Here is a 23,749-nt window from a genome sequence, read left to right as displayed (position 1 = left end):
TAGCTCTAGCGAATAGACCGTACCCGAAACCGACACAGGTGGACTGGTAGAGAATACCAAGGCGCTTGAGAGAACGATGCTGAAGGAACTAGGCAAAATGCTTGCGTAACTTCGGAAGAAGCAAGACCGGATTTTGGGCAACCATGATCAGGTGGCACAGAGCAGGGGGTAGCGACTGTTTAGTAAAAACACAGGGCTCTGCAAAGTCGAAAGACGACGTATAGGGTCTGACGCCTGCCCGGTGCCGGAAGGTTAAGAGGAGGTGTGCAAGCACTGAATTGAAGCCCCGGTAAACGGCGGCCGTAACTATAACGGTCCTAAGGTAGCGAAATTCCTTGTCGGGTAAGTTCCGACCTGCACGAATGGCGTAACGACTTCCCCGCTGTCTCCAGCATCGGCTCAGCGAAATTGAACTCCCCGTGAAGATGCGGGGTATCCGCGGTCAGACGGAAAGACCCTATGAACCTTTACTGCAACTTTGTAGTGGCATCAGGAAAACGCTGTGTAGGATAGGTGGGAGGCTTTGAAGCATGGGCGCCAGTCTGTGTGGAGCCATCCTTGAAATACCACCCTGAGTTTTTTTGATGTCTAACCAGATCCAGTTAGCCTGGATTGGGACCCTGCATGGTGGGCAGTTTGACTGGGGCGGTCGCCTCCCAAAAAGTAACGGAGGCGCGCGATGGTGGGCTCAAGCCGGTCGGACATCGGCTGTTGAGTGCAATGGCATAAGCCCGCCTGACTGCGAGAGTGACAGCTCGAGCAGAGACGAAAGTCGGCCATAGTGATCCGGTGGTTCCACGTGGAAGGGCCATCGCTCAACGGATAAAAGGTACTCTAGGGATAACAGGCTGATCTCCCCCAAGAGTCCACATCGACGGGGAGGTTTGGCACCTCGATGTCGGCTCATCACATCCTGGGGCTGGAGCAGGTCCCAAGGGTTCGGCTGTTCGCCGATTAAAGTGGTACGTGAGCTGGGTTTAGAACGTCGTGAGACAGTTCGGTCCCTATCTGCCGTGGATGTCGAGACTTGAGAGGATTTGCCCCTAGTACGAGAGGACCGGGGTGAACATACCTCTGGTGTACCAGTTGTTGCGCCAGCAGCACCGCTGGGTAGCTAAGTATGGACAGGATAATCGCTGAAAGCATCTAAGCGAGAAACCCCCCTCAAAACCAGGTCTCATTACGGGCCGTGATAGACCATCACGTCAATAGGTCGGGTGTGGAAGTGCAGAAATGCATGCAGCTAACCGATACTAATAGCCCTTGCACTTACTTGATATAACACACATACACTCATATCGGTCATGTTATGCGATACTGTATGAAACAGGCCGAAATATCCGCTCTTAACCAACCAATCACATACCAATACAACCCTGCAGGGTATATTGGATGACCTGGTGGCAATGGCGGGGTATGAACCACCCGATCCCATCCCGAACTCGGCCGTGAAAAACCCCAGCGCCCATGATACTATGTCTTAAGGCATGGGAAAGTCGGTCGCCGCCAGGTCTTCCAATATACCCCCATGCAATCCCTTGCAATATTCGACAAAAAACTTTCAGTTCCCGCTGAAACATGCACCGCGAGGGAGCGTAGCCTCCAAGTCTGGTCACCACTTGTCATCCTGACATAAGTCCTGGCAGATCACCATACGCCTTGAATACCGTCAGAAAAAGGCATCCTTGTTATACTAGTGCGGGGTGGAGCAGCCCGGTAGCTCGTCAGGCTCATAACCTGAAGGTCAGAGGTTCAAATCCTCTCCCCGCTCCCAATAACTTCCACTCAAAATCGCTATATCATCACGGACAATATCCTGTCGATCCCGTGTTGAGACGCATCATCCTTGTTGCCGATCCTGCTTCCGCAGGCCAGTGGATGAACCCATGTGGTCTGTTGCCTTTGAAAGCAAAAAAAGCCTTTTATCCATGAAACCGTGAAAAAATGCGTCCTGTATGGCAATCTTGGCAAAACATGGCCACTGGGCAGTCTTTATTCCGAGGCTGGCGTATCACTTGAAAATATCATGAATTGTTGCAAACACAAACCTGCAAAACCAACATGAAATCCAGCGCCAAACCCCTCCCATCCCCTCATGCAAAAAATGAATAAACCACTTGTGAATATCGCATGCCCACCTCTCATATACCGTAAAAAACCAAATAAATATCATAACTTAATAAATATAAAAAATTTATACAAAATAATTAATACTGGAAACAAAATATAAGCAATATATTTGGTTCTGTATTTTTTTGTTTTTATATCAAAAATATTTTGTTTATTAAAAATTAAAAAAAAATTATTTAATATCATTTTTTATATTAAGTAAATAATTCAAAATGAAGTGTATTATAAAATACACAAATTTAAAGATTTTAACCAATTTTTCATTTTTTACCTAAGGTAACAATAAATTTATATTTTAATATATTAATCTAATGATTAACTAATATTGAAATTTTCAATTTAGAGAAAATATATCCTCTGATTGAATGTACTTTATGAGGAAAGGTTAAGTTATGGATAGTCTAATTGCTTTTTATAGTCCTATAAATTTCCTGAAAAAGTATATTATATTGGGTTTAAATGTAATGATTTTGCTTATGCCAATTAACAAATTAATGGCGCTTGATCTTTCCAATAATGGTAAACCTCCTCAAAATATTGATGATGCTTCAGTACCAGAGACGAATCGGAATGTTGCACTTGGTGAGATGAATAAATTCAATACACGTGAAGTAAACCCGTCCAGTCTTGATCCAACAAAAAGTATTTTTTCTAAACCGATAAATGATTATCTGGATAAATATGGTATTCAGCTTGGATTAAACTGGGTGACAGAAACAGCTGGTGTGGTTCATGGTGGACGGAGAAACGGTGCTGATTTTACACAACAAATTACATTTTCAGTTGATATGGATTGGGAAAAAATCGCCGGCTTAAAAGGCTTTTCAACTCATATGATTGTTATGAATCGTTCAGGTCGTAATGCCAGTGCTGATTATGTTGGGGATACGCAGATTCAGGCCCAGGAAGTATACGGGGGTGGCTATTCTCGCTTATTTCATATTTATGATGTTTATGGTGAACAAAAATTATGGAATGGTCGGGTCGATATTAAAGTCGGTCGTATGAGTGTAGGAGATGATTTTGCCCATAGTCCCATGGCATGTCAATTTATGATTCTTTCAACTTGTGGCCATCCAAGAAGTACTCAGTCTCAACAGGGATTTTCAGATTGGCCTGGTGCAGTTTGGGGGGGAAGAATTCTTGTTAATATGACACCTAATAGTTATTTTGAAGTGGGTGCATATCAAAGTACACCTTGGCCACAAGGAGGAGCAACTGGATTTTATTGGGGAACCAAGGGAACAACTGGTGCATTCGTTCCTGTTGAATTTGGTTATAATCCTGATATCGGAAAACATCATTTAGTGGGTAGCATTCATATTGGTGCAGGTATAGATAGTAGTCATTTTCAAACCTGGTCTTCACAAGTTTTAAATAACAATAAAAAAGATTACCGTACCCAATTCTGGATTCAATCCTACCAAATGATTTATCGTCATGATGCAATTGATGATCATGGATTATTTGTTTTGGCAAATTATGGGCATGATTCTACAACAACATCAACATTTAAGGACTTTTACAATTTCGGGTTTTTGGATCGTGGATTTTGGAAAGACAGAGCCTATGATCAAATTGGGGTGATGTTTACATATTATACGATCCCTCATACTCTTCGGCATGCACAGCAATTTCAAGTTGCACATGGAGCACCATTAAATGGTAATGGAGTTTTCGCTCTATTGAATGGTGCCCCTGGAGTTCAGGGAGATTCAATTTTACTTGAAGCTAATTATGGTTTTGCTGCCTATCGTGGAATCATGATTATGCCAGTATTTGAATATTTTCATCATGTTGCCGCGACGAAGGCCTATAAAGATGCAACGATTGTTGGTTTGAAAACCAACGTAACTTTTTAAAAAACTATATTGCTTGTCACTGTAAAAAGAATAAATTAACGATAATAGCTATTCTCATTATAATTAAAAATTTTATTAAAGATTTCAGGGTTGAATACAGTGATAAACTATAAATCGATTTTAATTTTATTTACTGGATTACTGCTTAATGCCTGTAATCCAGAAATGGGGCGTTTACCCTTGGAAAGTGATGTTGGCTGCCTACGTAAAGAATTATCTTCTTCTGATCATCCTTCATTTCATATGGCGGCCAATTTTTGTCAAAAGACAAAGAATCATATATTACAACCCTTAAATTTAAAAAATGCCCCTGATCTGCAAAAAAAAGCTGAAAAAGCAGGAATTGCTTATTGTTCATAGTTGAAAAATAATTTTTTTAGAATTTATAATAACTTTATTGAAGTCAATAAAACAATTTTTTGTTTTATGACATTAAAAAAACAAAATATATATAATGTGTTTTTAAGCGGATTTAGTTTTATATTATTGTCTACTATAACGTCAGATTATTAAGTTAAGTCGGATCACGTTAAATTATATTTAGAAAATGATTTTATTATGTTCATGGTGCCGACACTCGGAATTGAACCGAGGGCCTACTGATTACGAATCAGTTGCTCTACCCCTGAGCTATGTCGGCGTGGTTTTTGTTTTATATAGGAGCTTTATTTATTCTTCAAGAGTGGAGGGTGAAATTTATTAAGAAATATGAAAATGAAGCTTATTATAGAAATTTTTTGGATATAAGATTTGTTTTATTAGGCTTATTGATCAATCACTATTATAAAAAAAGAGATTTTGTCTCAATGGATCTTATTTAAGTTTTATGAAAAAAAATCAAAATTTAGTAAAAATGGTTCTGAATATTTGGATAAGTCAATAAGGATGCAAAAAATGATAATGGGAAACGAAAAGCTGTTTTATATTGTTTTGCATCCAGTATTTAAGGGACTAAAGTTTTTCCACCTGATTATATTCCAGATCAACAGGTGTAGAACGTCCAAAAATGGAAACACTAACTTTTAGTCGACCTTTTTCAGTATCTATTTCTTCAATAACACCATTAAATGAAGTGAATGGCCCGTCGGAAACTCGAATTTGCTCGCCAACCTCAAAATCTACAGAAGGACGCGGACTATTTGCACCTTCTTTGGCTTGATTAATGATATATTCGGCCTCTGCATTGGAAATTGGGGATGGATGCATTCTGTTTCCAAGAAAACCCGTAACCTTGGGAGTATCCTTGATTAAATGCCATGCCTCATCAGTCATCTCCATTTTGACCAGAACATAACCAGGGAAGAATTTACGTTCTGTTTGGACTTTCTGTCCACGTTTAACCTCTATGACTTCTTCTGAAGGGACAAGGATTTCTTCCACTTGGTCAGTTAAACCTTTTTGTTCAATCTGTTCTTTAATCTGTTGAACAACCTTTTTTTCAAAACCAGAATAGACATGAATGACGTACCACCGTTTTGCCATAACTGGTTTACCCTCCTAGGCCAAATAAAATCCGTATTCCAAAGCCGATAGCCTGGTCCACGATGAAAAAGAATGCAGAAGCACCCGCAGCCATTGCCAGAACAGCGGCGGTTGTGACTAATGTTGTACGACGTGAAGGCCAAGTTACCTTTTTGGCTTCAGCACGAACCTCATTTAGAAATTTCGTGGGATTGACCGGCACGAAATACCTTCCCTACATAAAATGATCCTAAAATACTATGTTAAATTATTATAATATATCAGGATGGGTTGAAAACAAAATGAATGTTTGTCATTCATATTTAATTTGGCAGGGGTGGAGGGTCTCGAACCCGCAACCTCCGGTTTTGGAGACCGGCACTCTAGCCAATTGAGCTACACCCCTGCAAAAAATTTGATATGAATAGATCAGAACCATCATATCTATTGATACAAGAAAAAGCAATGGAATGGACAGAAAGTCAAGTAAAAAATGAATAAAAATTATTTTTTATAAAAATGATAAAAAAAAACTTGATTTGGGAAGAAAAATCATTAAAAGTTTTTTCAGACTCAATCGAGCATTATCAAGCGGGCGTAGCATAGTGGTAATGCAGTAGCCTTCCAAGCTACCGAGGAGGGTTCGATTCCCTTCGCCCGCTCCATTTTTAAATTTTCAGAATTTCACTGAATTTAGCTGCGTTCAACCGTATCATGATGTGCTCACATCTAAAATTGGTTGGGAAATGTAAAATGAATTCATTTTCGAAGATTTTCCTCTGCGACTGGCAATTGTTACCGGCTTCTGGATGGTTATTGATAGACATAAGCTGGCTGTGAGTGATACTGAGACGATAATTGGGTTATATCGCTACTTTACTGTCATGCTCATTATCTGGACATTCAAAATAAAATCAGCGTTAAAAACTTATGCTCAAATGAGTTTAATTTAAACTGAAAATGAATCCATTCTGCATATTTATTTTTGGTATTATATTGTATATTGCAATAATGATATGGAATCAGAGCTATAAAAATTAATATTATTCATAGTCAGAAAATAGCTGGATACGATGCTAGAATTTTTTTGGAGGTTCAATATCCTACGTTCCAGGCGGTTTGCGAACCTGATCCTTTGATTGCAGCATTGGATGCGCTTTGCGCATACGCATTTCTAATAACATTTTTTGAGGTGTCGTATTAGATAAAAAACTAAATTCTTTTCTGAATTTCGTCTTACGGTAGTTTCTTTTCGGCTGCGGGGATTAATGACAATTAGTTCGGATAAAAGGCAAAGGCTATGGATATGCAAAATTAATTGGTCTATACCAGCTGAAGAAGAATTGAGATGGCGTATTAATTAATATCGAGGCGTGAGATAGACTGGCGTGTGATGTTTTCTGATGCAGCAGCTGATTTAATTGTTCATTTCCTAACAGTGAGTTGGCGCCTTTTTCGCCGAGATATACTGGTACATGTGCTAATAATAATTCGTAAAATCAAGTTTCAGAGCAATAAAGCAGATTTTAATCTGTGGTGAGATGACCTTGGCACATCAAGTGTTGAGCATCATGATTTATATACAGTTGACTCGAATATAGTGAACAATTGTGAGGTGTTCTTAACAACGTTAAACTTGATGAAAGTGAATGAATAGGTGAAGAAGGACGTGGTTTTGTCCAGATGATGAAAAATTTGATCCTGACCGTTTGGTAGTTGTTATTTTTATTTAGTTCATTAGATAAAAATTCAACGGGCTTAATTAATTGTGCGGGGATTTTTAATGCCAACGTATGAATATATGGAAAATAATATAGCATAGAAAATGTTTTTATTATAAATATAGCCAGATTTGTATTATCGGACTTATTATTTTCACACTGGTTATGATGACACGGTGATTATCGTGATAGCAGATAAAACCGAATAGCAATTTGAGTATTATCTTATATTCTTGTAGTATGGCGTGTTAAATATAGAGGTTTAATAATAGCTGATAACTATTTTTTAGCGGTAATCGCCATCTAGTGCCTGTGACGATTAAAGATTGCGGCAGTGTTTAGGTAGAATGTTCCCGCATTACGATTTGTTTCTCTTATCCCGTTCAGGCTCTATGAAAAGCTATCGGAGTATTTATCGAAACGCGCATGTTCTGCCAATTTGGATGCATTATCCGATCAGTCGGGATTGAGCGGGTCAAGATCAGCTGTAGTTTTATCGTGCTGCCCTGTGTCCAAACTGGCTGAGACAATGATGTCTATCGGAACAGGCTTTTATTCGTCGGCATTGCATAGACTGCCAATAATGGGTAAGAAAGTGATTTACTTATATCTTTGTCGACGCACCAATATTGATATCCAATAATTGTTATTTTTCCTTAAATAAAAATATTTTTTACTAAAAATTATATTAAATCGAATTGATCGTTTGAATGATTGTCGGTATAACAATCATTCTGTATGACTTGAGACAAATTTATTTTTGAAAAATATTTTTGTTTTTATTATTGATTTACTTTAAAATATAGGCTTTTAATAATATCATTTTGGACTGTAAAACCTTTGCTGAAGAGGTAAAATGAAGCGGGTGAAGTTTCAATTGCATTTTAGTGAACGATGAGAGAACAAGCGAAGTGAATACCGATGCAACACATGCTGCGCTTGCAGCTTCCGCCTTTACGGCAAATAATCTTAAGGGGCGATATGCTACCGCGTTATATGAATTTGCTGAAGAACAGCATGCTTTAAATGAGGTGATTGCAGAGGCCGAGGGTTTGTTAAAAATTATTTCTGAAAATGAAACATTGAGAAATGTTTTAAATAACCCTTCTTTGGATACTGTACAAAGCAAAGCAATAATGGCTGAGTTGATGAATCATTGTGGATTCAGTCAGATTTTGCAGAATTTTGTAGGTGTGGTTGCAAATAATCGAAGGCTTGCTGATTTAAAATCTTTTTTAATGGCATTTTTTGCTTTGGTTAATCTTCGTCGTGGCATTACTGCTGCTGAAGTCATTACAGCTTCTCCTTTAACGGATATGCAACGTGCCCAATTAAAGGATCGTTTTTCCCAAGCAGGGTACAATAAAGTAGATATTCAAGAGCGTATTGATTCAAAGATACTAGGTGGAATTATCGTACGTATTGGGTCAAAGCTCTATGATGCTAGTCTTCAATCACGTCTTAATCGCCTATACAATGTTATGAAGGGAGCCGCGTGATGGAAATCCGTCCCGCAGAAATTTCGGACATCCTTAAAAAACAAATTGCGTCCTTTGATAAAGAATCTGACATTGAGGAAACAGGAATTGTTCTGTCTGTTGGTGACGGTATTGCATTGGTTTATGGCCTGCAAAACGTTATGGCGGGGGAATTGGTTTCTTTTGTCAACAGCAATTTGACCGGGATGGTTTTAAATCTGTCAATCGACCATGTTGGTGTTGTTATTTTTGGTGACGACAGTCAAGTTCGTGAAGGGGACAACGTTACTCGTACAAATCGGGTTGTGGATGTGCCTGTTGGTAAGGGATTGTTGGGTCGTGTTGTTGACGGATTGGGAAATCCGATTGATGGAAAGGGGCCCTTGAAAGATGTCGAACGTCGTTTGGCAGATGTTAAGGCTCCCGGAATTATTCCGCGTCAATCCGTATGTGAATCAATGTTGACCGGGATCAAGGCTATTGATGCTCTGGTTCCAATCGGGCGTGGACAGCGTGAATTAATCATCGGTGACCGTCAAACTGGCAAATCAACAATCTTGGTTGATACGATGATTGCCCAAAAAACCATGAATGCTTTAAAGGATCCTAAGCAGACTCTTTATTGTATATATGTGGCTATCGGTCAAAAACGCTCCACTGTTGCACAGGTTGTTCGCACGTTGGAGGAACAGGGTGTAATGGATTACTGCATTGTGGTGGCCGCAACCGCTTCAGATGCTGCGCCAATGCAATATATTGCACCTTATGCCGCCACGGCAATGGGTGAATATTTTCGTGACAATGGTATGCATGCATTGATTAGTTATGATGATTTGTCAAAACAGGCTGTAGCTTATCGTCAAATGTCCCTTTTATTGCGTCGTCCTCCTGGACGTGAGGCTTATCCTGGCGATGTATTCTATTTGCATTCTCGTCTCTTGGAACGTTCTGCAAAAATGTCCGATGAACGTGGTGCAGGTTCATTAACTGCCTTGCCTGTTATTGAAACACAGGCTGGTGATGTTTCTGCATATATTCCTACCAATGTTATTTCCATTACAGATGGTCAGGTTTTCTTGGAAACAGAATTATTTTATCGTGGTATTCGTCCTGCGGTTAATGTGGGGACTTCAGTTTCCCGTGTTGGATCAGCGGCACAAAGCAAAGCAATGAAACAGGTTGCCGGCAGTATTAAGCTGGAGCTTGCCCAATATCGTGAAATGGAGGCGTTTTCTCAATTTGCTTCCGATCTTGATGCATCGACCCGTAAGTTGCTTGAACGTGGCTCAAGATTAACAGAATTGTTAAAACAGCCCCAAAATTCTCCCTATACCATGGAAGAAGAGGTCGTTGTTTTATATGCGGGTACCCGTGGTTACACTGATGAAATTCCAGTAAACAAGATTCAGGAATTTGAGCATCAATATATTGAATCCATGCGTTCTACCGGTATCGAAATTCTTAATGGAATTCGTGATGCACGCCAGATCACTAAGGAATTGGAAGAAAAATTGGCAGCATTCCTGAAAAATTTTGTTGCACAATTCAAACAGGCTTAGGGAACTTTGTGAATGGCTTCTTTAAAAGAATTGCGTGCTCGTATAAATAGTGTCAAATCGACCAAAAAAATAACGAGTGCTATGAAAATGGTTGCGGCAGCCAAAATGCATCGTGCTGAGCGACGTTCTCGTCAGGCTCAGCCTTTCGCTATGGCGATGCAGCGTATTCTGGTTAGTTTGAAGCAGTCTTTGGATGGTCGTCCTGGTTTGCCTGCATTGTTAACAGGTACTGGTAAAGACAAGGTTCATCTTATTGTTCCAATGAGCAGTGATCGGGGTTTGGCAGGTGGATTTAACAGTAATATAAATCGTACATTACGCAATATGGTCAAACGTCTACAAGAACAGGGAAAGATTGTTAAGATTTTTCCTGTTGGCTTGAAAACGTATGTATATTGCCGTAGTGAGTTTCCCAATCTTATCATCGGACCTGAACATGTCGATTATCGTTTGGGTAACGTTGAATATCAGTCCGCAGACCAGATCGCTGCCTATATCGAGTCTTTATTAGAAGAACAGCGATTTGATGTTTGTACTGTCATTTACAATAAATTTAAAAATGTGATGGTTCAAACACCAACGGAGTTGCAGCTTATTCCATTGGAGCTTGCCGTAAAGGATACGGACCGTAAAGACGGTGCTGATCAAAAAAACAGTTCAGGATTGCGAGATCAGGCAGATTATCTGTTTGAGCCTGAGGCGGAAGATGTATTGCATCGTTTGCTTCCGGAAAATTTGAGAGTTCAGATTTTTGCTGCAATGCTTGAAACAAATGCTGGTGAACAGGGTGCTCGAATGACTGCAATGGACAGTGCGACACGCAATGCCGGAAAGGCTATTGATAAGTTGAGTTTATATTATAATCGGACGCGTCAGGCCAATATTACTAATGAACTTACTGAAGTTATATCGGGTGCGAATGCTGCCTGATTGTTATTATAAATTATACTATACTGCTAGGAGCTGACCTTATTATGTCGGATACAGCAATTAATGAAAGTAATGCAACAATGGGTGATTCAGAAGCGGGGAATCAAGAAAATCAGGCATCTAAAAGTAATTCTGTGGGAAAAGTTACAGAAATCAAGGGTGCTGTTGTTGATGTGCAGTTTACAGGGGAGCTTCCTTATATTTTAAATGCGTTAACATGTAAGGTCGGGGATCGTACGCTTGTATTGGAAGTTGCACAGGAAATCGGTGATAACCAGGTGCGTTGTATCGCCATGGATTCAACAGATGGTATGGTTCGTGGAATGGAAGTGATTAATACGGGTAGCCAGATTTCCGTTCCTGTCGGGCCTGAAACACTGGGTCGTATTTTGAATGTTATTGGTGAACCGATTGATGAAATGGGTCCTGTTCATTCTGCCAAGCGGATGCCAATCCATCGCCAGGCCCCTTCATTCGAGGAACAGGGTGTAACAACTGAAATCCTGCAAACCGGTATCAAGGTTGTTGACCTTCTTTGCCCTTATTTACGGGGTGGTAAAATTGGTCTGTTCGGGGGTGCCGGTGTCGGTAAAACCGTTTTGATTCAGGAATTGATCAATAATATTGCGATGGGTCACGGTGGTGTTTCAGTTTTTGCTGGCGTTGGTGAACGAACCCGTGAAGGAAATGACCTGTATCATGAAATGATTGATGCAGGTGTTATCAAGATTAATGAGGGTAAAACTGACGGCTCAAAAGTTGCTCTTGTTTATGGCCAGATGAATGAGCCACCCGGAGCCCGTGCGCGTGTGGCGTTATCCGGTCTGACGGTTGCAGAATATTTCCGTGATGAAGCTGGACAGGACGTATTATTTTTTGTTGATAATATTTTCCGTTTTACCCAGGCTGGTTCTGAAGTGTCTGCCCTGCTGGGTCGTATTCCTTCCGCTGTGGGGTATCAACCGACATTGGCAACTGAAATGGGTGCATTGCAAGAACGCATTACCTCTACGCAAAAAGGTTCTATCACTTCTGTTCAGGCTATCTACGTGCCTGCGGATGACTTGACGGATCCCGCGCCAGCAACAACATTCGCCCACTTGGATGCGACAACAGTTTTAAACCGCTCAATTGCTGAATTGGGTATTTATCCTGCTGTAGATCCTCTGGATTCAACTTCACGTTCCTTGGATCCCCGTATCGTTGGTGAAGAACACTATGAGGTTGCGCGACGGGTACAGGAAATTCTGCAAAACTATAAATCTTTACAGGATATTATTGCAATTCTTGGTATGGATGAGCTTTCCGAAGAAGACAAAAAGATCGTTGCACGGGCACGACGTATTCAACGTTTCCTGTCCCAGCCTTTTCATGTTGCTGAAATCTTTACCGGAATGCCAGGTAAATTGGTGGCGGTAAAGGATACAGTTCGTTCCTTTAAGGAAATTGTCGATGGAAAACATGATGATTTGCCAGAAGCTGCTTTTTATATGGTAGGCACTATTGAAGAGGCAGTTGCAAAAGCCGAAAAAATGAAACAAGAAGAAAAATGAACGGTTAAAAGCCATAAAGGAAAATAATAATGTCAATCAAACTTGAAATTATTAGTCCCGAGAAAGTTGTTCTTTCTCAGACAGTGGATATGGCTGTTTTACCTGCTTTAGAGGGGGATATTGCCGCAATGGAAGGTCATGTCCCCATGATTTTTCTTCTTCGTGCTGGAGTGATTGATCTTTATCAGGACAATAAGGTTATCCATCGTCTGTTTGTTGAAGACGGGTTTGCCGAAATGCAAGAAAGTTGTTGTACTGTTCTTGCCAAACAAGTCAAAAAATTGAATGAACTTTCTGAAGAGGAAGGGATCAAGCGTTTGGCAAAATTGCAGGAAGAGTATAATAGGGTTTCAGGTACCAATGATACTGATAAGCAACGTGAGTTGATTGACAGAATGCAGGGAGCCAATGCTATTATTGATTTGGCTGTTTCAGATAAACATAACCAAACCCTTTAGTAATCAAAGATATTATCTGCCACGATAGGCAGGAACATCTTGTGAAGGAATCCATACATTTTCGGGAGGTGTGCTGGTTTGCCAAAAAACATCTATAGGCATTCCCCCTCTTGGATACCAATATCCACCAATTCGTAACCATATTGGGTCAAGTAATTTTGTCAGTGTGGTTGCGATTTCAACTGTACAAGCTTCATGAAAAGCTCCATGGTTTCTAAAACTTGCCAAATATAATTTTAGTGATTTGCTTTCGACAATCCATTTATCTGGAATATAGTCGATTACAAGATGAGCAAAATCTGGCTGTCCGGTAATTGGGCATAATGATGTGAATTCTGGTGCGGTAAAACGAATAGTATAATCATATTCCGGATAAGGGGCAGGCACTTTTTCAAGTTTTGCTTCGGATGGAGATTGAGGTAAAGAGGTGTTTGCCCCAAGCTGGGTCAGGTAGTTTTTAAGTTCTTTGGTATCATTCATTGTTTTACCTTTTACTGCAAGGTTGAATATAACATTTTTGAATTCATAATATCGATTAAGTTTATATTGGATTTACTTTAATCATATTCTATGAAAACGGAAACAGGATTTAGTGACGTTGGTATTACAATAGGATAGAAAAAACAAGATGTTTACAGAGGAAGAAAAACAGGCGGCAAAATTTAAAATATTGTTACACGCCAATGCCGGAATTGCCAATATATTTGAAAGTCCAATATTTTAATATAGTTGATGATCAGAATGGCGTTCAGGCAGATCAAAATTGCCTGTGGAAAAAAAGATTATATTTTTTGGCGCGATTATCATTTGCAAGCCAACATGGGGGAATCTGTTCAAAAAATAAACAAAATGCAATAACGATTACGTGGTTACTTTTTTTTGATTTTGATCAATCTTATGATTTTATAAAGCAATATTATCTTTTTGAATTTGCTAATTTATTTCAGGGTTGCTGTATTTATCCAGTAATGCAATCAGACATTTTTCGTTTCTGTTATCTATTGCAAACATATTGATGTTGAAATTGATTGTTATGCAAGTCTGGATAATATTTTTGTCTATCAGGAATTTGATTGTTTTTTTTATATGTTCAGGGAAATGATTCCTATATTGAAAATGGTTTGATCGTATCAAAAATGGTAAATAAAAAATCAGACTGAAACAAAAGCATTTGCCAATATAGGGGGGAGCGTACTGGACCAGCTCTTATCAACGAGTGTTTTAAAATTGTTAATGGATACAATTTTGTTAAATTAATCTTTTTTGCCTATTGATACTTTGAGATTAATGTCAAATTATTTTATAAACCGTGTTTGTAATCATGCAGAGTTATCTTATAAAAACACAGAAATAGGAAATTGGAGGAAATTTAAATTACCTTGAAAATCATATTATTTATAACGATTTTCAGTGTAACTAATTTAATTGTTTATGAGATCACTTAAGGAATTTCCTGCTCCTCAATTAATATCAGACAGTCATTCTCTGAAACAAATGGTTGATTCATTGTTGGTAGAAAACTATGTAACAATGGACACCGAGTTTGTAAGAGAATCGACTTATTGGCCTGAACTATGTTTAATTCAAATTGCAGGTAGTCATCAGGTTTATTTGGTTGATGCTCTTTCCAAGACAATTGATTTATCCTTATTAACCCCTCTATTGCTTGAACCAAAGATTGTTAAGGTTTTTCACGCCGCTCAGCAGGATTTGGAAATTTTTTTGCATTTATTCGGCTTTTTGCCTGTATCGATATTTGATACGCAGATTGCTGCAATGGTTGCAGGGTTTGGAAATCAAATCGGTTATGATTCATTGATTGAATCGTTACTGAACCATAAGGTTGATAAATCCTATCGGTTTAGTGACTGGTCAATGCGTCCCTTAACAAAAGCACAACAGGATTATGCAGTTGCAGATGTAACCTATCTGTGGAGTGCTTTTCCAATTTTATATGAAAAATTACGATTGGATAATCGCTTAAGTTGGGTTGCTTCTGAAATGGAACTTTTGTCCAATCCAGATTTTTATTTACCTCCTATTGAAAAAATCTGTAAAAAATTAGGGGCAAAAATTCGTAATGGTCGATCATTGGCCTGCTTATCTTATTTAATACAATGGCGTGAAGAGAAAGCTCAAAAGGTGAATATTCCAAGGCATCATTTCATTAGGGATGAAAGTCTTATTGCTATTGCCGTGGCTTTACCCGATACTGTAAAAACCTTGGAAAAAATAAGAGGTATTAATAGAGATTTTGCCAACGGCCAAGATGGTCAATCTGTCTTAGAAATTATAAAAAAAGCGAAAGCGATTGATTCTGAATCATTGCCAACCCCTTTTATCTATAAAAATCCTGTAGAAAAACCATCAGAAGCTCTGGTTTCGTTGTTAAAGGTAATGCTATTGGCCAAATGTGAAATTTATAAAGTGGCCCCTAAGCTGGTTGCCAGTAGTAAGGATATTGAAAAAATAGCTCTGGGTTACCGAGATTTGGAAATATTTACAGGTTGGCGTCATGAGGTTTTTGGAAAAGATGCCATTGATCTATGTGAAGGGAAACTCATGATATCCGTTCAAGATAAAACATTAAAATTTGTAAAAGTTTGAATTTTGTTTTTAAAAAATTATTTGTTATTTATAAAGTGATGTAATTAAGGTGAAAATGTATGGAATGGACTGATGAAATCGTTGCCCGCCTACGGGAATTATGGGCACAAGGTCTTTCAACAGCGGAAATTGGCAGACAGCTTAATGTAACGAAAAACGCTGTTGTTGGTAAAGCGCATCGATTGGGACTTGAGGGAAGACCTTCCCCGATTCGCAAGGCGAGTGTAACAAAAGATAAAGTGAGTGAAACAAAATCTCAAAAAAATGCTATATCAAAAAAGGATGAGTCTAAAAAAAATAAAACCGTTACACAGACTGTTATAGAATCAAAAGAGATTAATGCTGTCAAAGACGAATCAGTTAAAGAGAAGCTTGAGGTTAGGACTAAAAAACCAAAAAAGCTTGAATTTATATCACCAAAAGAGCTGCCTTCTTATCGAAAATCAAATTCAGAATGCTGTTGGCCGATAGGTGATCCAGGCGAAAAAGACTTCCATTTTTGCAAGGCGCCGATCGTTCCGGGTAAACCCTATTGTTTGGAACATGTTCAGATCGCCTATGTAAAATTGAAAGATCGTAAGAATAACGTTGCCTAATAAATCTATCTTTTCTCATAAAATTGAATTTTGATGAGAGAAGATATGGTTACATAAATATTTGTTTATTATTTCGACTAAGTTGCTGAAGATTTAACTTCTTCTGTCACCACTTCCTCTTTATCGTTGCTATAATCGACAGCTGACGTTTGTTTCAGTTTGTCCGTGGTAATCATTTCAACCTGTCCGGTGATTTGTCCACCATCTTCAACTTTAAGGCGTCGGCATTTCGCCTTGCCAAGGAGCTTGCCACTTACAGTGACTGTAAGATTTCCTTGAGCGGTAATATTGCCTTCCAGTATACCGGTTATTTCAATATCCTGGGATTCAACAGTTCCACGGAAAACTCCAGATTGCTGAATGACAAGTTTTTTCAACTTGATTGAAGAGGTTTCAATCGTTCCTTCAACTATGAGTGTTTCAACGTCATTAAACGTACCTTGTATGTGTATACCCTGACCAACGACAAGAGCCCTGCGATTTAGGGATGCGTCATTTGAATATGTATGTTCTGTATTGTTTAAAAGCGTATTTCGGTTAATAAGTTTTTTTTCAAGAATAGGGGTTAGATTATTCATTGTAAGATAAGACTTTCGTTTAAAGAACAAAGTAAAATCGGGTAACGTTGGGTTACGGGTTATTTTTGTTGTTTAATAATGGCTTCTTGTATAGTTTGTAAAGCAAAGTATAACAGACCTGCTAGGGAAAAATGACATTTAGTCAAAACAGATTGAAGATTTTTGAAAAATTAGTAAATGTTTTAAATATATTAATTACTTTTTAAGTATGCTGGCAAGAAAAAGAAATAACATCATTTAAGATTAGTGAATATAATTTTTATAATTATATGGAAAGGAAATAGTTTTTTATGCGTGGTTTTAAAAATTTACTTGGTCGGAAGAAAGAGGATGATGTTGAATTTGATATTGCAGGAATAGGGAATGCCATTGTTGATATATTGACACGAGTTAATGATGATTTTCTCGAAAAACAGGAAATGATACCCGGAAGTATGAGTTTGATTGATGCAAAACGGGTCAAGGCCTTGAAAAGCCTGATAAAGCCGGAAAAACAAATGAGTGGGGGATCAGTGGCAAATACCTGTTTTGTTGCGGCCCTGATGGGGGCAAAAACGGCTTATTTGGGAAAAGTTGCGGATGACACCGTCGGAAAACGCTTTGCAGAAGATATTCAGCAGGGTGGTGTTTATTTTCCATCGACCCCTTTAAAATCATCCCTGCATCCAAATCTATATACAGCTCGGTCAATTATTTTTGTAACGCCCGACGGACAAAGAACCATGAATACTTATTTGGGGGCTTGCACTCAATTTACACCAGATGATGTTGATGAAGATGTCATAAGTCATGCCAAAATAACTTTATTGGAGGGATATTTATTTGATGGTGAACTTGCACAAAAGGCATTCTATCAGGCTGCAGATATTTCGCACAAAGCAGGAAGGAAAATCGCGTTGAGTTTGTCCGATCCTTTTTGTGTAAAGCGACATCTGGTACAGTTTAAGGATTTTGTATCAAATCACGTGGATATGGTTTTCGCAAACCAATTTGAAATTTGTGCACTATACGAAACGGAAGATTTGGAAAAAGCCATTCAAAATGCTTCGCAGGATATTCCAATCGCTGTTATAACCTGTGGTGAGAAGGGCAGTGTTATTCTTGCCAATTCAGAACGGATAGAGGTTGCAAGTGTTCCAACGGTTGTTGTGGATACGACAGGGGCAGGTGATGCTTATGTCGCTGGATTTTTGGCTGGCTGGACAACAGACAGGACTTATGCCGAATGTGGTCGTCTGGGAAGTGTTGTGGCTGCGGAAGTTATTTCCCATGTGGGTGCCAGACCATTACCGGAATTGAAAGAAGTCATGAATTTCTAATTTTTGGCTTTTTTGATAAAAATAACTTTTGTTATTAATTTACGTAACTATTGAGAAGAAGAATAATATGTATGTTTTGTAGATAATGCGAAACATACATATTTTGTATTGTTGGAGAATGAAAAACATCATGGAGATCCGAAATATTGCCATTATTGCACATGTTGACCATGGCAAGACAACGTTGGTTGATCAGTTATTACAGCAGTCCGGAACTTTTCGTGAAAATCAGCATGTGGTTGAACGTGCAATGGATAGTAATGATTTGGAACGTGAACGAGGAATTACGATTCTTGCCAAATGTACCTCTGTTGTATGGAATAATGTAAGAATTAATATTATTGACACCCCAGGTCATGCGGATTTTGGGGGGGAGGTTGAACGTATCTTATCAATGGTTGATGGGGCGGTTGTCTTGGTTGATGCAGCCGAGGGAGCTTTGCCACAAACTAAATTCGTAGTTGGAAAAGCTTTGAATCGTGGTTTGCGCCCCATTGTTGTGGTGAACAAGGTTGATCGTTCAGATTCTCGTGCGGATGAAGTGCATAATGAAATTTTTGACCTGTTTGCAGCGATGGGTGCCAATGATGAGCAGCTGGATTTTCCAATGCTTTATGCGTCAGGGCGTCAGGGATGGGCTGATTATACAATTGAAAACCATAAAGAGGATTTAAGTGCGCTGTTTGATCTTATTGTCAAACACGTTCCGGCACCAACGGTTAACCTTGATGCGCCTTTTGCAATGGTTGCTTCTATCCTTGAATATGACAATTTTCTTGGACGTATATTAACCGGACGGGTAGAACAGGGAACGGCAAGGGTAAATATGCCTGTTCGTGTTTTGCAACATGATGGTAAAATTATTGAGACAGGCCGTCTAACAAAATTGTTAGCCTTTAGAGGCCTGGAACGTGTTCCTGTTGAGGAGGTCCAGGCTGGTGATATCGTGGCTGTGGCAGGTTTATCCAATACAACCGTTTCAGAAACCATTGCTTCTCCAGAAATAACGGAACCCTTACATGCTACCCCGATTGATCCTCCAACCCTATCTATGACCTTTCGCATTAATGACGGTCCTTTGGGTGGACGTGAAGGAAAAAAGGTGACCTCTCGTCAAATTCGTGAACGCCTGTATCGCGAGGTTGAGGGTAATGTTGCTATTCGTGTTACGGATAGTGCTGAAAATGACGCTTTTGAAGTGGCTGGACGTGGAGAGCTACAGCTCGGTGTTTTGATTGAAACGATGCGTCGGGAAGGATTTGAACTGACTATTGGCCGTCCAAAAGTTCTAACCCGCATTAACGAGGAAACAAGTGAAAAAGAAGAACCCTATGAAGAGGTTCTTATTGATGTTGATGAACCTTATTCTGGGGTTGTTGTTGAAAAAATGTCCCTACGAAAAGGTATAATGCAGGATATGAATCCATCTGGCGGCGGAAAAGTGAGATTGACTTTCTCAATTCCTTCCCGGGGTTTGATTGGATATCATAGCGAGTTCTTGACGGATACGCGGGGTACCGGGATCATGAACCGGCTTTTTTCAGGTTATGGTCCCTGGGCTGGACCCATTGCTGGGCGTCGTAATGGTTCGTTGATTTCTGCCGAAAATGGTGTTGCCGTTCAATATTCCCTTTTCTCTTTACAGGATCGAGGGGTTTTGTTTGTAGAACCTTCTGACAAGGTTTATGTCGGAATGATTATTGGTGAACATTCTCGTGAAAATGATCTGGATGTTAATCCAATTAAAGAAAAAAAATTAACCAATATGCGTGCTGCGGGTAAAGATGAGGCACTTTTATTGACTCCGGCAAGAAAAATGTCATTGGAACAGGCTATTGCTTATATTGAGGATGATGAATTGGTGGAAGTTACACCATCAGCCATTCGTCTTCGCAAATTATATCTTGATCCACATGAGCGGAAACGTCACGTCAGACAAAGAGCTGAAAGTTGATTATACATAAATTTATACAGGATTATAATAGGATATGATCCTGTATGTAACAATTTGTAACTTGATTTTAAAACAGGTCATTTTATAATTAACACGATTGCAAGGATTGCTGATTTTCTGTTTTCTTTTAAGAAATGAAATAAGACCAAATTAAGGCATAATTGTAAAAAATAGCAAAAATAATGCAATTATAATGTAAGACAAACCCATCAGGTTATGCTAACTTTTTCACATATCGGATATAGATTTTCGATACGATTTTAATTGATAATTTTGATTGGGAATAAAATGAAATTATTAGCTCGTCGTCTTTCTTTCGCTCTATCAACGGCAGCTGTATTAGGTTTTGCAGCTCCAGCTTTCGCTCAAGAAGCTGCACCAGCATCTCCTGCTCCTGCCGCTGTTGCACCAGCAGCTCAAGCACCAGCATCTGCTCCAGCAGCGGCAGCTTCTGAAGCTCCAGCAACAGACGCAGCAGCTCCAGCTACTCATCATGGGAAAAGAGCGCATCATGGTAAAAAAGCACATCATGGTAAAAAAGCGCACCATGCTAAAAAAGCGGCAGCTTCTGAAGCTCCAGCAACAGACGCAGCAGCTCCAGCTGCTAACTAATTATTCTGTTTAATTAGTTGTTCAAGACAGGGTTGTATCGTACCACCCTGTCTTTTTTATTTAATTGTAAATACGCCGATAACGGTTTCCCAAGGCGGTAAGAATTTCGTAACCAATTGTATCTGCTGCATTGGCTATTGTTTCAATTGGACAATTGAGGCCAATAATTTCTATTTCATCGTCAATCATAACTTTTTTATTGGCAAGGGGTGATATATTGATACATAAACAATCCATCGAAATTCGCCCAATTACGGGTAAGGGAATGTCAGGGTGATCAATATGTTTGACGCAGATTTTATTGCTGAGTGATCGAAAAAAACCATCTGCATAGCCCGTTGAAACGATAGCCAGTTTTAACACTTTGTCTGCCGTGAACGTTGCACCATAACCGACAGTGGCCCCTTTGGGAATTTCCCTCAATTGTAAGATTTTACTTCGTAATGTCACAACAGGATACATGGGATTCTTGTGTCCAGGAACAGGGTTGATCCCATATAATGCCGCTCCTGGACGTGTTAGATCGAAATGCCAATTTTCACCTAGAAAAATACCACTTGAAGCGGATAAACTGGCCGGTACGGAAGGAAAGTGATGGATAAAAGCCTTAAACCGTTGCAATTGAATAAGATTTAATGAATGATTTGGATCATCGGCACAGGCTAGATGGCTGATGGTCAGGGTAGGAATGAAAGGTGATATAGATTCATCCTGGATGATTCTTAAATCGTTTATGTCAAGACCGAAACGAGACATGCCTGTATCAAATTGCAAGGCGGCAGGATAATTAAAATTGGCATCTTTACATATTTGTACCCATAACTTTACCTGTTTCAGGTTATTTAGAACTGGGGTCAGATTGTAATTGATAAATGTTTTGGCATCATATGGATAAAAACCGTTCAGGACATAGATTGCGTATTCATTTCCCAATATTGATCTAAGTGCAATTCCTTCATCTAGATAAGCAACAAAAAAATTCTTGCATTCTGTTTTTTGTAATGCCCTTGCCACCGGTAACATTCCCAGTCCATAAGCATTTGCCTTGACGACAGCCCCACATCGTGCCATTTTTGTTTTGTTATTGAGCAAATCATAATTTTTTATAATCGCACTTAAATCAATAGATAAAGTTGCCCCCGCATTTTTGGTAAAAAGATCAGGGTTTATGGAAATATAGGGTTGCATCATTATAAAGACCTTGGAAACTGGGATCTATGGTTTTACTGGAATTCCGTGTGTTGTTGAGTGTTCAAAATGCAGTGGTGTTTCTGGATTAACAATATTATATAACGCATAAGCAGCCATAGAGGCCTCGCTGAATCCTTGTAATATAAGTTTTAATTTTCCTGGATAAAAAGCGATATCTCCGATGGCAAATGTTCCTTCCAGACTTGTTTCACAGGTCGATGGAGTTACCGGAATTCTCCCTTGAATAATGTCAATATCCCAGGATTGTAAAGGGCCAAGATCAGTGGTCAGGCCAAAAAAGGCCAGTAAATGATCGGCTGGAAGAGATCTAATCTGTTTGTCTAGTGAAATAACATCAACTGATTCTAGAAAGCCTTGTTTTCCATGCAGCTTATGAAGCTGGTAGGGGACAAGTTTATTGATTTTTTTTTCTGAAATTGCCGTTTCAAGACGTGCAAGACTTTCCGGTGAAGCCCGGAAACGGTCTCTTCTATGAATCAAAGTGATGGATTTGGCCTTATCTTTTAAGGCCAGTGCCCAGTCAACCGCTGAATCCCCACCACCGGCAATGACAATATTTTTATCTATAAATAAATCACTTTTTCGGATGTAATAATGAACGGTTTTGGTCTGTTCATAAGCTTCTATATTTTCCAACGGTGGACGATTCGGACCGAAAGACCCTGCACCAATGGCAATGATTATGCCTTTGGCATGAATGATATTGTTTTTATCGGTTTTTAAAGTGAAATTTCCTTTCTGACCTTTCATTTCTACAACCTTGTTTGATAAAATGCGTGGAATATCAAAAGGTTCAATTTGTTTTTCTAGAGAATCAATAAGAGATTGTGCGGTAATACTTGGATGAGCGGGAATATCATAAATTGGTTTTTCTGGATATAGGGCTGAACACTGTCCCCCCACTGTATCCAGTGTGTCAATCAAGATAGACTTCATTTTTAGCATACTGCATTCAAAAGCGGCAAATAAGCCGGCCGGACCCGTACCAATTATGGCAATATCAGTCGTGATAGAGGTTCCAATCATTATATTGACCTTTAATATAAGAAAAAAATAGAATTATAAGGATGATTGCAAAGAGTTTACATATTAAAATAAGCATAAAATAATAGTTTGAAAAAAATTGTTATAAAATGAATTTTATTGAATATATTTATTATCAAGACATATCTGTAATCTAGAAATGTTAACTTTCTGTAAGTTATTATTAAATCGTTTTATTACCAGTTAAGTTTTATGTAATCATGATTATAAAAATGTATGATTTACCAAATTTGCAAGCAACAAATGATTTGGCTGTAAAAATTTCCCGTTTAATACAGACAGGTGACGCCATTTTATTATCAGGTCCTTTGGGTATTGGTAAAACTGCTTTTGTTCGGTCATTCTTGCGATCTATTTGTGAAGATTCTGAAATGGAAGTTCCCAGTCCTTCTTTTACCTTGGTACAACATTATGAAAGCCCAAAATTTCATTTATATCACTATGATTTGTGGCGGTTGGAAAATGAACAGGATTTAATCGAGTTGGATTGGGATGATGCAATGGAGGGTGTTGTCTTGGTCGAATGGCCAGAGCGTTTGCAGGATTTTGTTCCTGACGGGGCTTTGCATATTGATTTTTCCCTACATTCTGATTCCGGGCGTCGTGTTGTCCTTTCAGGCTGGGATGAACGGCTAAACTTGCTTGAATAATAAAATGACCTTCATGATTATTTGA

General features: G+C 39.0%; 20 protein-coding genes, 4 tRNA genes and 2 rRNA genes (1 of these 26 cut by a window edge). 17 read left to right on the top strand and 9 right to left on the bottom strand.

Annotated elements, in window-relative coordinates:
• The 3 genes from D9V35_RS07990 to D9V35_RS07980 form a co-directional block, all read left to right on the top strand.
• Positions 1 to 1,276: ribosomal RNA gene (locus tag D9V35_RS07990) — 23S ribosomal RNA — on the top strand (it extends 1,464 nt beyond the left edge of the window).
• Between the two features lie 120 nt (positions 1,277 to 1,396).
• Positions 1,397 to 1,512 (top strand): 5S ribosomal RNA (rrf, locus tag D9V35_RS07985).
• Positions 1,513 to 1,697: 185 nt separating this feature from the next.
• Positions 1,698 to 1,774: transfer RNA gene (locus D9V35_RS07980), tRNA-Met, on the top strand.
• Between the two features lie 218 nt (positions 1,775 to 1,992).
• On the opposite strand, the gene D9V35_RS09375 is transcribed toward D9V35_RS07980, so the two are convergent.
• Complete coding sequence (locus tag D9V35_RS09375) at positions 1,993 to 2,145, bottom strand: hypothetical protein (protein WP_162988510.1); 153 nt, start codon at positions 2,143 to 2,145, stop codon at positions 1,993 to 1,995.
• Positions 2,146 to 2,594: 449 nt separating this feature from the next.
• On the opposite strand from D9V35_RS09375, the gene D9V35_RS07975 reads away from it, so the two are divergent.
• Complete coding sequence (locus tag D9V35_RS07975) at positions 2,595 to 3,992, top strand: carbohydrate porin (protein ID WP_240993362.1); 1,398 nt, start codon at positions 2,595 to 2,597, stop codon at positions 3,990 to 3,992.
• Between the two features lie 99 nt (positions 3,993 to 4,091).
• On the top strand, positions 4,092 to 4,352 hold the full coding sequence (locus tag D9V35_RS07970) for a hypothetical protein (RefSeq protein ID WP_122124051.1): 261 nt from the start codon (positions 4,092 to 4,094) through the stop codon (positions 4,350 to 4,352).
• A 205-nt stretch (positions 4,353 to 4,557) separates the two neighbouring features.
• Here D9V35_RS07970 and D9V35_RS07965 read toward each other — a convergent pair.
• The 4 genes from D9V35_RS07965 to D9V35_RS07950 all read right to left on the bottom strand — a co-directional run bounded on the left by D9V35_RS07965 (position 4,558) and on the right by D9V35_RS07950 (position 5,859).
• Positions 4,558 to 4,632: transfer RNA gene (locus tag D9V35_RS07965), tRNA-Thr, on the bottom strand.
• A gap of 311 nt (positions 4,633 to 4,943) precedes the next feature.
• A complete protein-coding gene (gene nusG / locus D9V35_RS07960; RefSeq protein WP_110438580.1) occupies positions 4,944 to 5,474 on the bottom strand; it encodes a transcription termination/antitermination protein NusG in 531 nt (176 codons plus the stop codon).
• Between the two features lie 7 nt (positions 5,475 to 5,481).
• Complete coding sequence (secE, locus tag D9V35_RS07955) at positions 5,482 to 5,676, bottom strand: preprotein translocase subunit SecE (RefSeq protein ID WP_110438579.1); 195 nt, start codon at positions 5,674 to 5,676, stop codon at positions 5,482 to 5,484.
• A gap of 106 nt (positions 5,677 to 5,782) precedes the next feature.
• Positions 5,783 to 5,859 (bottom strand) — tRNA-Trp (locus D9V35_RS07950).
• 185 nt (positions 5,860 to 6,044) lie between these two features.
• Between D9V35_RS07950 and D9V35_RS07945 the strand changes: the two genes are divergently transcribed.
• From D9V35_RS07945 to atpC, 6 genes are all read left to right on the top strand, one after another.
• Positions 6,045 to 6,118: transfer RNA gene (locus tag D9V35_RS07945), tRNA-Gly, on the top strand.
• A 1,967-nt stretch (positions 6,119 to 8,085) separates the two neighbouring features.
• Positions 8,086 to 8,673, top strand: coding sequence for an ATP synthase F1 subunit delta (gene atpH / locus D9V35_RS07940; RefSeq protein ID WP_122124050.1), 588 nt, complete (start codon positions 8,086 to 8,088; stop codon positions 8,671 to 8,673).
• Positions 8,673 to 10,211, top strand: coding sequence for a F0F1 ATP synthase subunit alpha (gene atpA, locus D9V35_RS07935; protein WP_122124049.1), 1,539 nt, complete (start codon positions 8,673 to 8,675; stop codon positions 10,209 to 10,211). Before atpH ends, atpA begins: the two co-directional genes overlap by 1 nt.
• Before the next feature lie 12 nt (positions 10,212 to 10,223).
• Positions 10,224 to 11,141 carry a F0F1 ATP synthase subunit gamma gene (locus D9V35_RS07930; RefSeq protein WP_122124048.1) on the top strand — a complete coding sequence of 306 codons (918 nt, stop codon included), beginning with the start codon at positions 10,224 to 10,226 and terminating at the stop codon, positions 11,139 to 11,141.
• An 80-nt stretch (positions 11,142 to 11,221) separates the two neighbouring features.
• The gene (atpD, locus tag D9V35_RS07925) at positions 11,222 to 12,694 is read left to right on the top strand and encodes a F0F1 ATP synthase subunit beta (RefSeq protein ID WP_110438630.1); all 1,473 of its coding nucleotides are present in this window, start codon (positions 11,222 to 11,224) and stop codon (positions 12,692 to 12,694) included.
• A gap of 29 nt (positions 12,695 to 12,723) precedes the next feature.
• Positions 12,724 to 13,152 (top strand): ATP synthase F1 subunit epsilon, encoded by a 429-nt coding sequence (atpC, locus tag D9V35_RS07920; protein ID WP_122124047.1) that lies wholly within the window; start codon positions 12,724 to 12,726, stop codon positions 13,150 to 13,152.
• 12 nt (positions 13,153 to 13,164) lie between these two features.
• On the opposite strand, the gene queF is transcribed toward atpC, so the two are convergent.
• Positions 13,165 to 13,632 (bottom strand): preQ(1) synthase, encoded by a 468-nt coding sequence (gene queF, locus D9V35_RS07915; RefSeq protein WP_110438573.1) that lies wholly within the window; start codon positions 13,630 to 13,632, stop codon positions 13,165 to 13,167.
• Positions 13,633 to 14,583: 951 nt separating this feature from the next.
• Between queF and rnd the strand changes: the two genes are divergently transcribed.
• Complete coding sequence (gene rnd, locus D9V35_RS07905; RefSeq protein WP_122124045.1) at positions 14,584 to 15,759, top strand: ribonuclease D; 1,176 nt, start codon at positions 14,584 to 14,586, stop codon at positions 15,757 to 15,759.
• A gap of 59 nt (positions 15,760 to 15,818) precedes the next feature.
• Complete coding sequence (locus D9V35_RS07900; protein ID WP_122124044.1) at positions 15,819 to 16,355, top strand: GcrA family cell cycle regulator; 537 nt, start codon at positions 15,819 to 15,821, stop codon at positions 16,353 to 16,355.
• 77 nt (positions 16,356 to 16,432) lie between these two features.
• On the opposite strand, the gene D9V35_RS07895 is transcribed toward D9V35_RS07900, so the two are convergent.
• Entirely contained in the window at positions 16,433 to 16,933 is a 501-nt protein-coding gene (locus D9V35_RS07895; protein ID WP_122124043.1) for a bactofilin family protein, read from the bottom strand.
• Positions 16,934 to 17,223: 290 nt separating this feature from the next.
• Here D9V35_RS07895 and D9V35_RS07890 point away from each other — a divergent pair, with 290 nt between their 5' ends.
• The 3 genes from D9V35_RS07890 (at position 17,224) to D9V35_RS07880 (ending at position 20,818) form a co-directional block, all read left to right on the top strand.
• On the top strand, positions 17,224 to 18,252 hold the full coding sequence (locus tag D9V35_RS07890; protein ID WP_122124042.1) for an adenosine kinase: 1,029 nt from the start codon (positions 17,224 to 17,226) through the stop codon (positions 18,250 to 18,252).
• Between the two features lie 130 nt (positions 18,253 to 18,382).
• The gene (gene typA, locus D9V35_RS07885; RefSeq protein ID WP_122124041.1) at positions 18,383 to 20,206 is read left to right on the top strand and encodes a translational GTPase TypA; all 1,824 of its coding nucleotides are present in this window, start codon (positions 18,383 to 18,385) and stop codon (positions 20,204 to 20,206) included.
• Positions 20,207 to 20,494: 288 nt separating this feature from the next.
• On the top strand, positions 20,495 to 20,818 hold the full coding sequence (locus D9V35_RS07880) for a hypothetical protein (RefSeq protein ID WP_122124040.1): 324 nt from the start codon (positions 20,495 to 20,497) through the stop codon (positions 20,816 to 20,818).
• A gap of 60 nt (positions 20,819 to 20,878) precedes the next feature.
• Here D9V35_RS07880 and alr read toward each other — a convergent pair whose 3' ends face one another.
• Complete coding sequence (gene alr, locus D9V35_RS07875; protein WP_122124039.1) at positions 20,879 to 22,009, bottom strand: alanine racemase; 1,131 nt, start codon at positions 22,007 to 22,009, stop codon at positions 20,879 to 20,881.
• Positions 22,010 to 22,033: 24 nt separating this feature from the next.
• Entirely contained in the window at positions 22,034 to 23,056 is a 1,023-nt protein-coding gene (locus tag D9V35_RS07870) for an NAD(P)/FAD-dependent oxidoreductase (protein ID WP_122124038.1), read from the bottom strand.
• Between the two features lie 230 nt (positions 23,057 to 23,286).
• Between D9V35_RS07870 and tsaE the strand changes: the two genes are divergently transcribed.
• Positions 23,287 to 23,724: a tRNA (adenosine(37)-N6)-threonylcarbamoyltransferase complex ATPase subunit type 1 TsaE gene (gene tsaE, locus D9V35_RS07865; protein WP_232347493.1), complete on the top strand. Its 438-nt coding sequence runs from the start codon at positions 23,287 to 23,289 to the stop codon at positions 23,722 to 23,724.
• Positions 23,725 to 23,749: the final 25 nt, after the last annotated feature.

Origin of the sequence: Commensalibacter melissae (assembly GCF_003691365.1) — a bacterium.
Lineage (GTDB): Bacteria > Pseudomonadota > Alphaproteobacteria > Acetobacterales > Acetobacteraceae > Commensalibacter > Commensalibacter melissae.
Note: the sequence above shows the minus strand (reverse complement) of the source record. Positions and strands in the feature narration are given on the sequence as shown.

Excerpts from the sequence above, each read along its gene's own strand:
- atpD (WP_110438630.1), top strand. The coding sequence starts at position 11,222 with ATGGGTGATTCAGAAGCGGGGAATCAAGAAAATCAGGCATCTAAAAGT.
- queF (WP_110438573.1), bottom strand. The coding sequence starts at position 13,632 with ATGAATGATACCAAAGAACTTAAAAACTACCTGACCCAGCTTGGGGCA.
- D9V35_RS07870 (WP_122124038.1), bottom strand. The coding sequence starts at position 23,056 with ATGATTGGAACCTCTATCACGACTGATATTGCCATAATTGGTACGGGT.
- D9V35_RS07930 (WP_122124048.1), top strand. The coding sequence starts at position 10,224 with ATGGCTTCTTTAAAAGAATTGCGTGCTCGTATAAATAGTGTCAAATCG.
- D9V35_RS07895 (WP_122124043.1), bottom strand. The coding sequence starts at position 16,933 with ATGAATAATCTAACCCCTATTCTTGAAAAAAAACTTATTAACCGAAAT.
- nusG (WP_110438580.1), bottom strand. The coding sequence starts at position 5,474 with ATGGCAAAACGGTGGTACGTCATTCATGTCTATTCTGGTTTTGAAAAA.
- tsaE (WP_232347493.1), top strand. The coding sequence starts at position 23,287 with ATGTATGATTTACCAAATTTGCAAGCAACAAATGATTTGGCTGTAAAA.
- D9V35_RS07975 (WP_240993362.1), top strand. The coding sequence starts at position 2,595 with ATGATTTTGCTTATGCCAATTAACAAATTAATGGCGCTTGATCTTTCC.
- D9V35_RS07880 (WP_122124040.1), top strand. The coding sequence starts at position 20,495 with ATGAAATTATTAGCTCGTCGTCTTTCTTTCGCTCTATCAACGGCAGCT.
- D9V35_RS07890 (WP_122124042.1), top strand. The coding sequence starts at position 17,224 with ATGCGTGGTTTTAAAAATTTACTTGGTCGGAAGAAAGAGGATGATGTT.
- typA (WP_122124041.1), top strand. The coding sequence starts at position 18,383 with ATGGAGATCCGAAATATTGCCATTATTGCACATGTTGACCATGGCAAG.
- D9V35_RS07900 (WP_122124044.1), top strand. The coding sequence starts at position 15,819 with ATGGAATGGACTGATGAAATCGTTGCCCGCCTACGGGAATTATGGGCA.
- alr (WP_122124039.1), bottom strand. The coding sequence starts at position 22,009 with ATGATGCAACCCTATATTTCCATAAACCCTGATCTTTTTACCAAAAAT.
- atpC (WP_122124047.1), top strand. The coding sequence starts at position 12,724 with ATGTCAATCAAACTTGAAATTATTAGTCCCGAGAAAGTTGTTCTTTCT.
- D9V35_RS09375 (WP_162988510.1), bottom strand. The coding sequence starts at position 2,145 with ATGAGAGGTGGGCATGCGATATTCACAAGTGGTTTATTCATTTTTTGC.
- rnd (WP_122124045.1), top strand. The coding sequence starts at position 14,584 with ATGAGATCACTTAAGGAATTTCCTGCTCCTCAATTAATATCAGACAGT.
- atpA (WP_122124049.1), top strand. The coding sequence starts at position 8,673 with ATGGAAATCCGTCCCGCAGAAATTTCGGACATCCTTAAAAAACAAATT.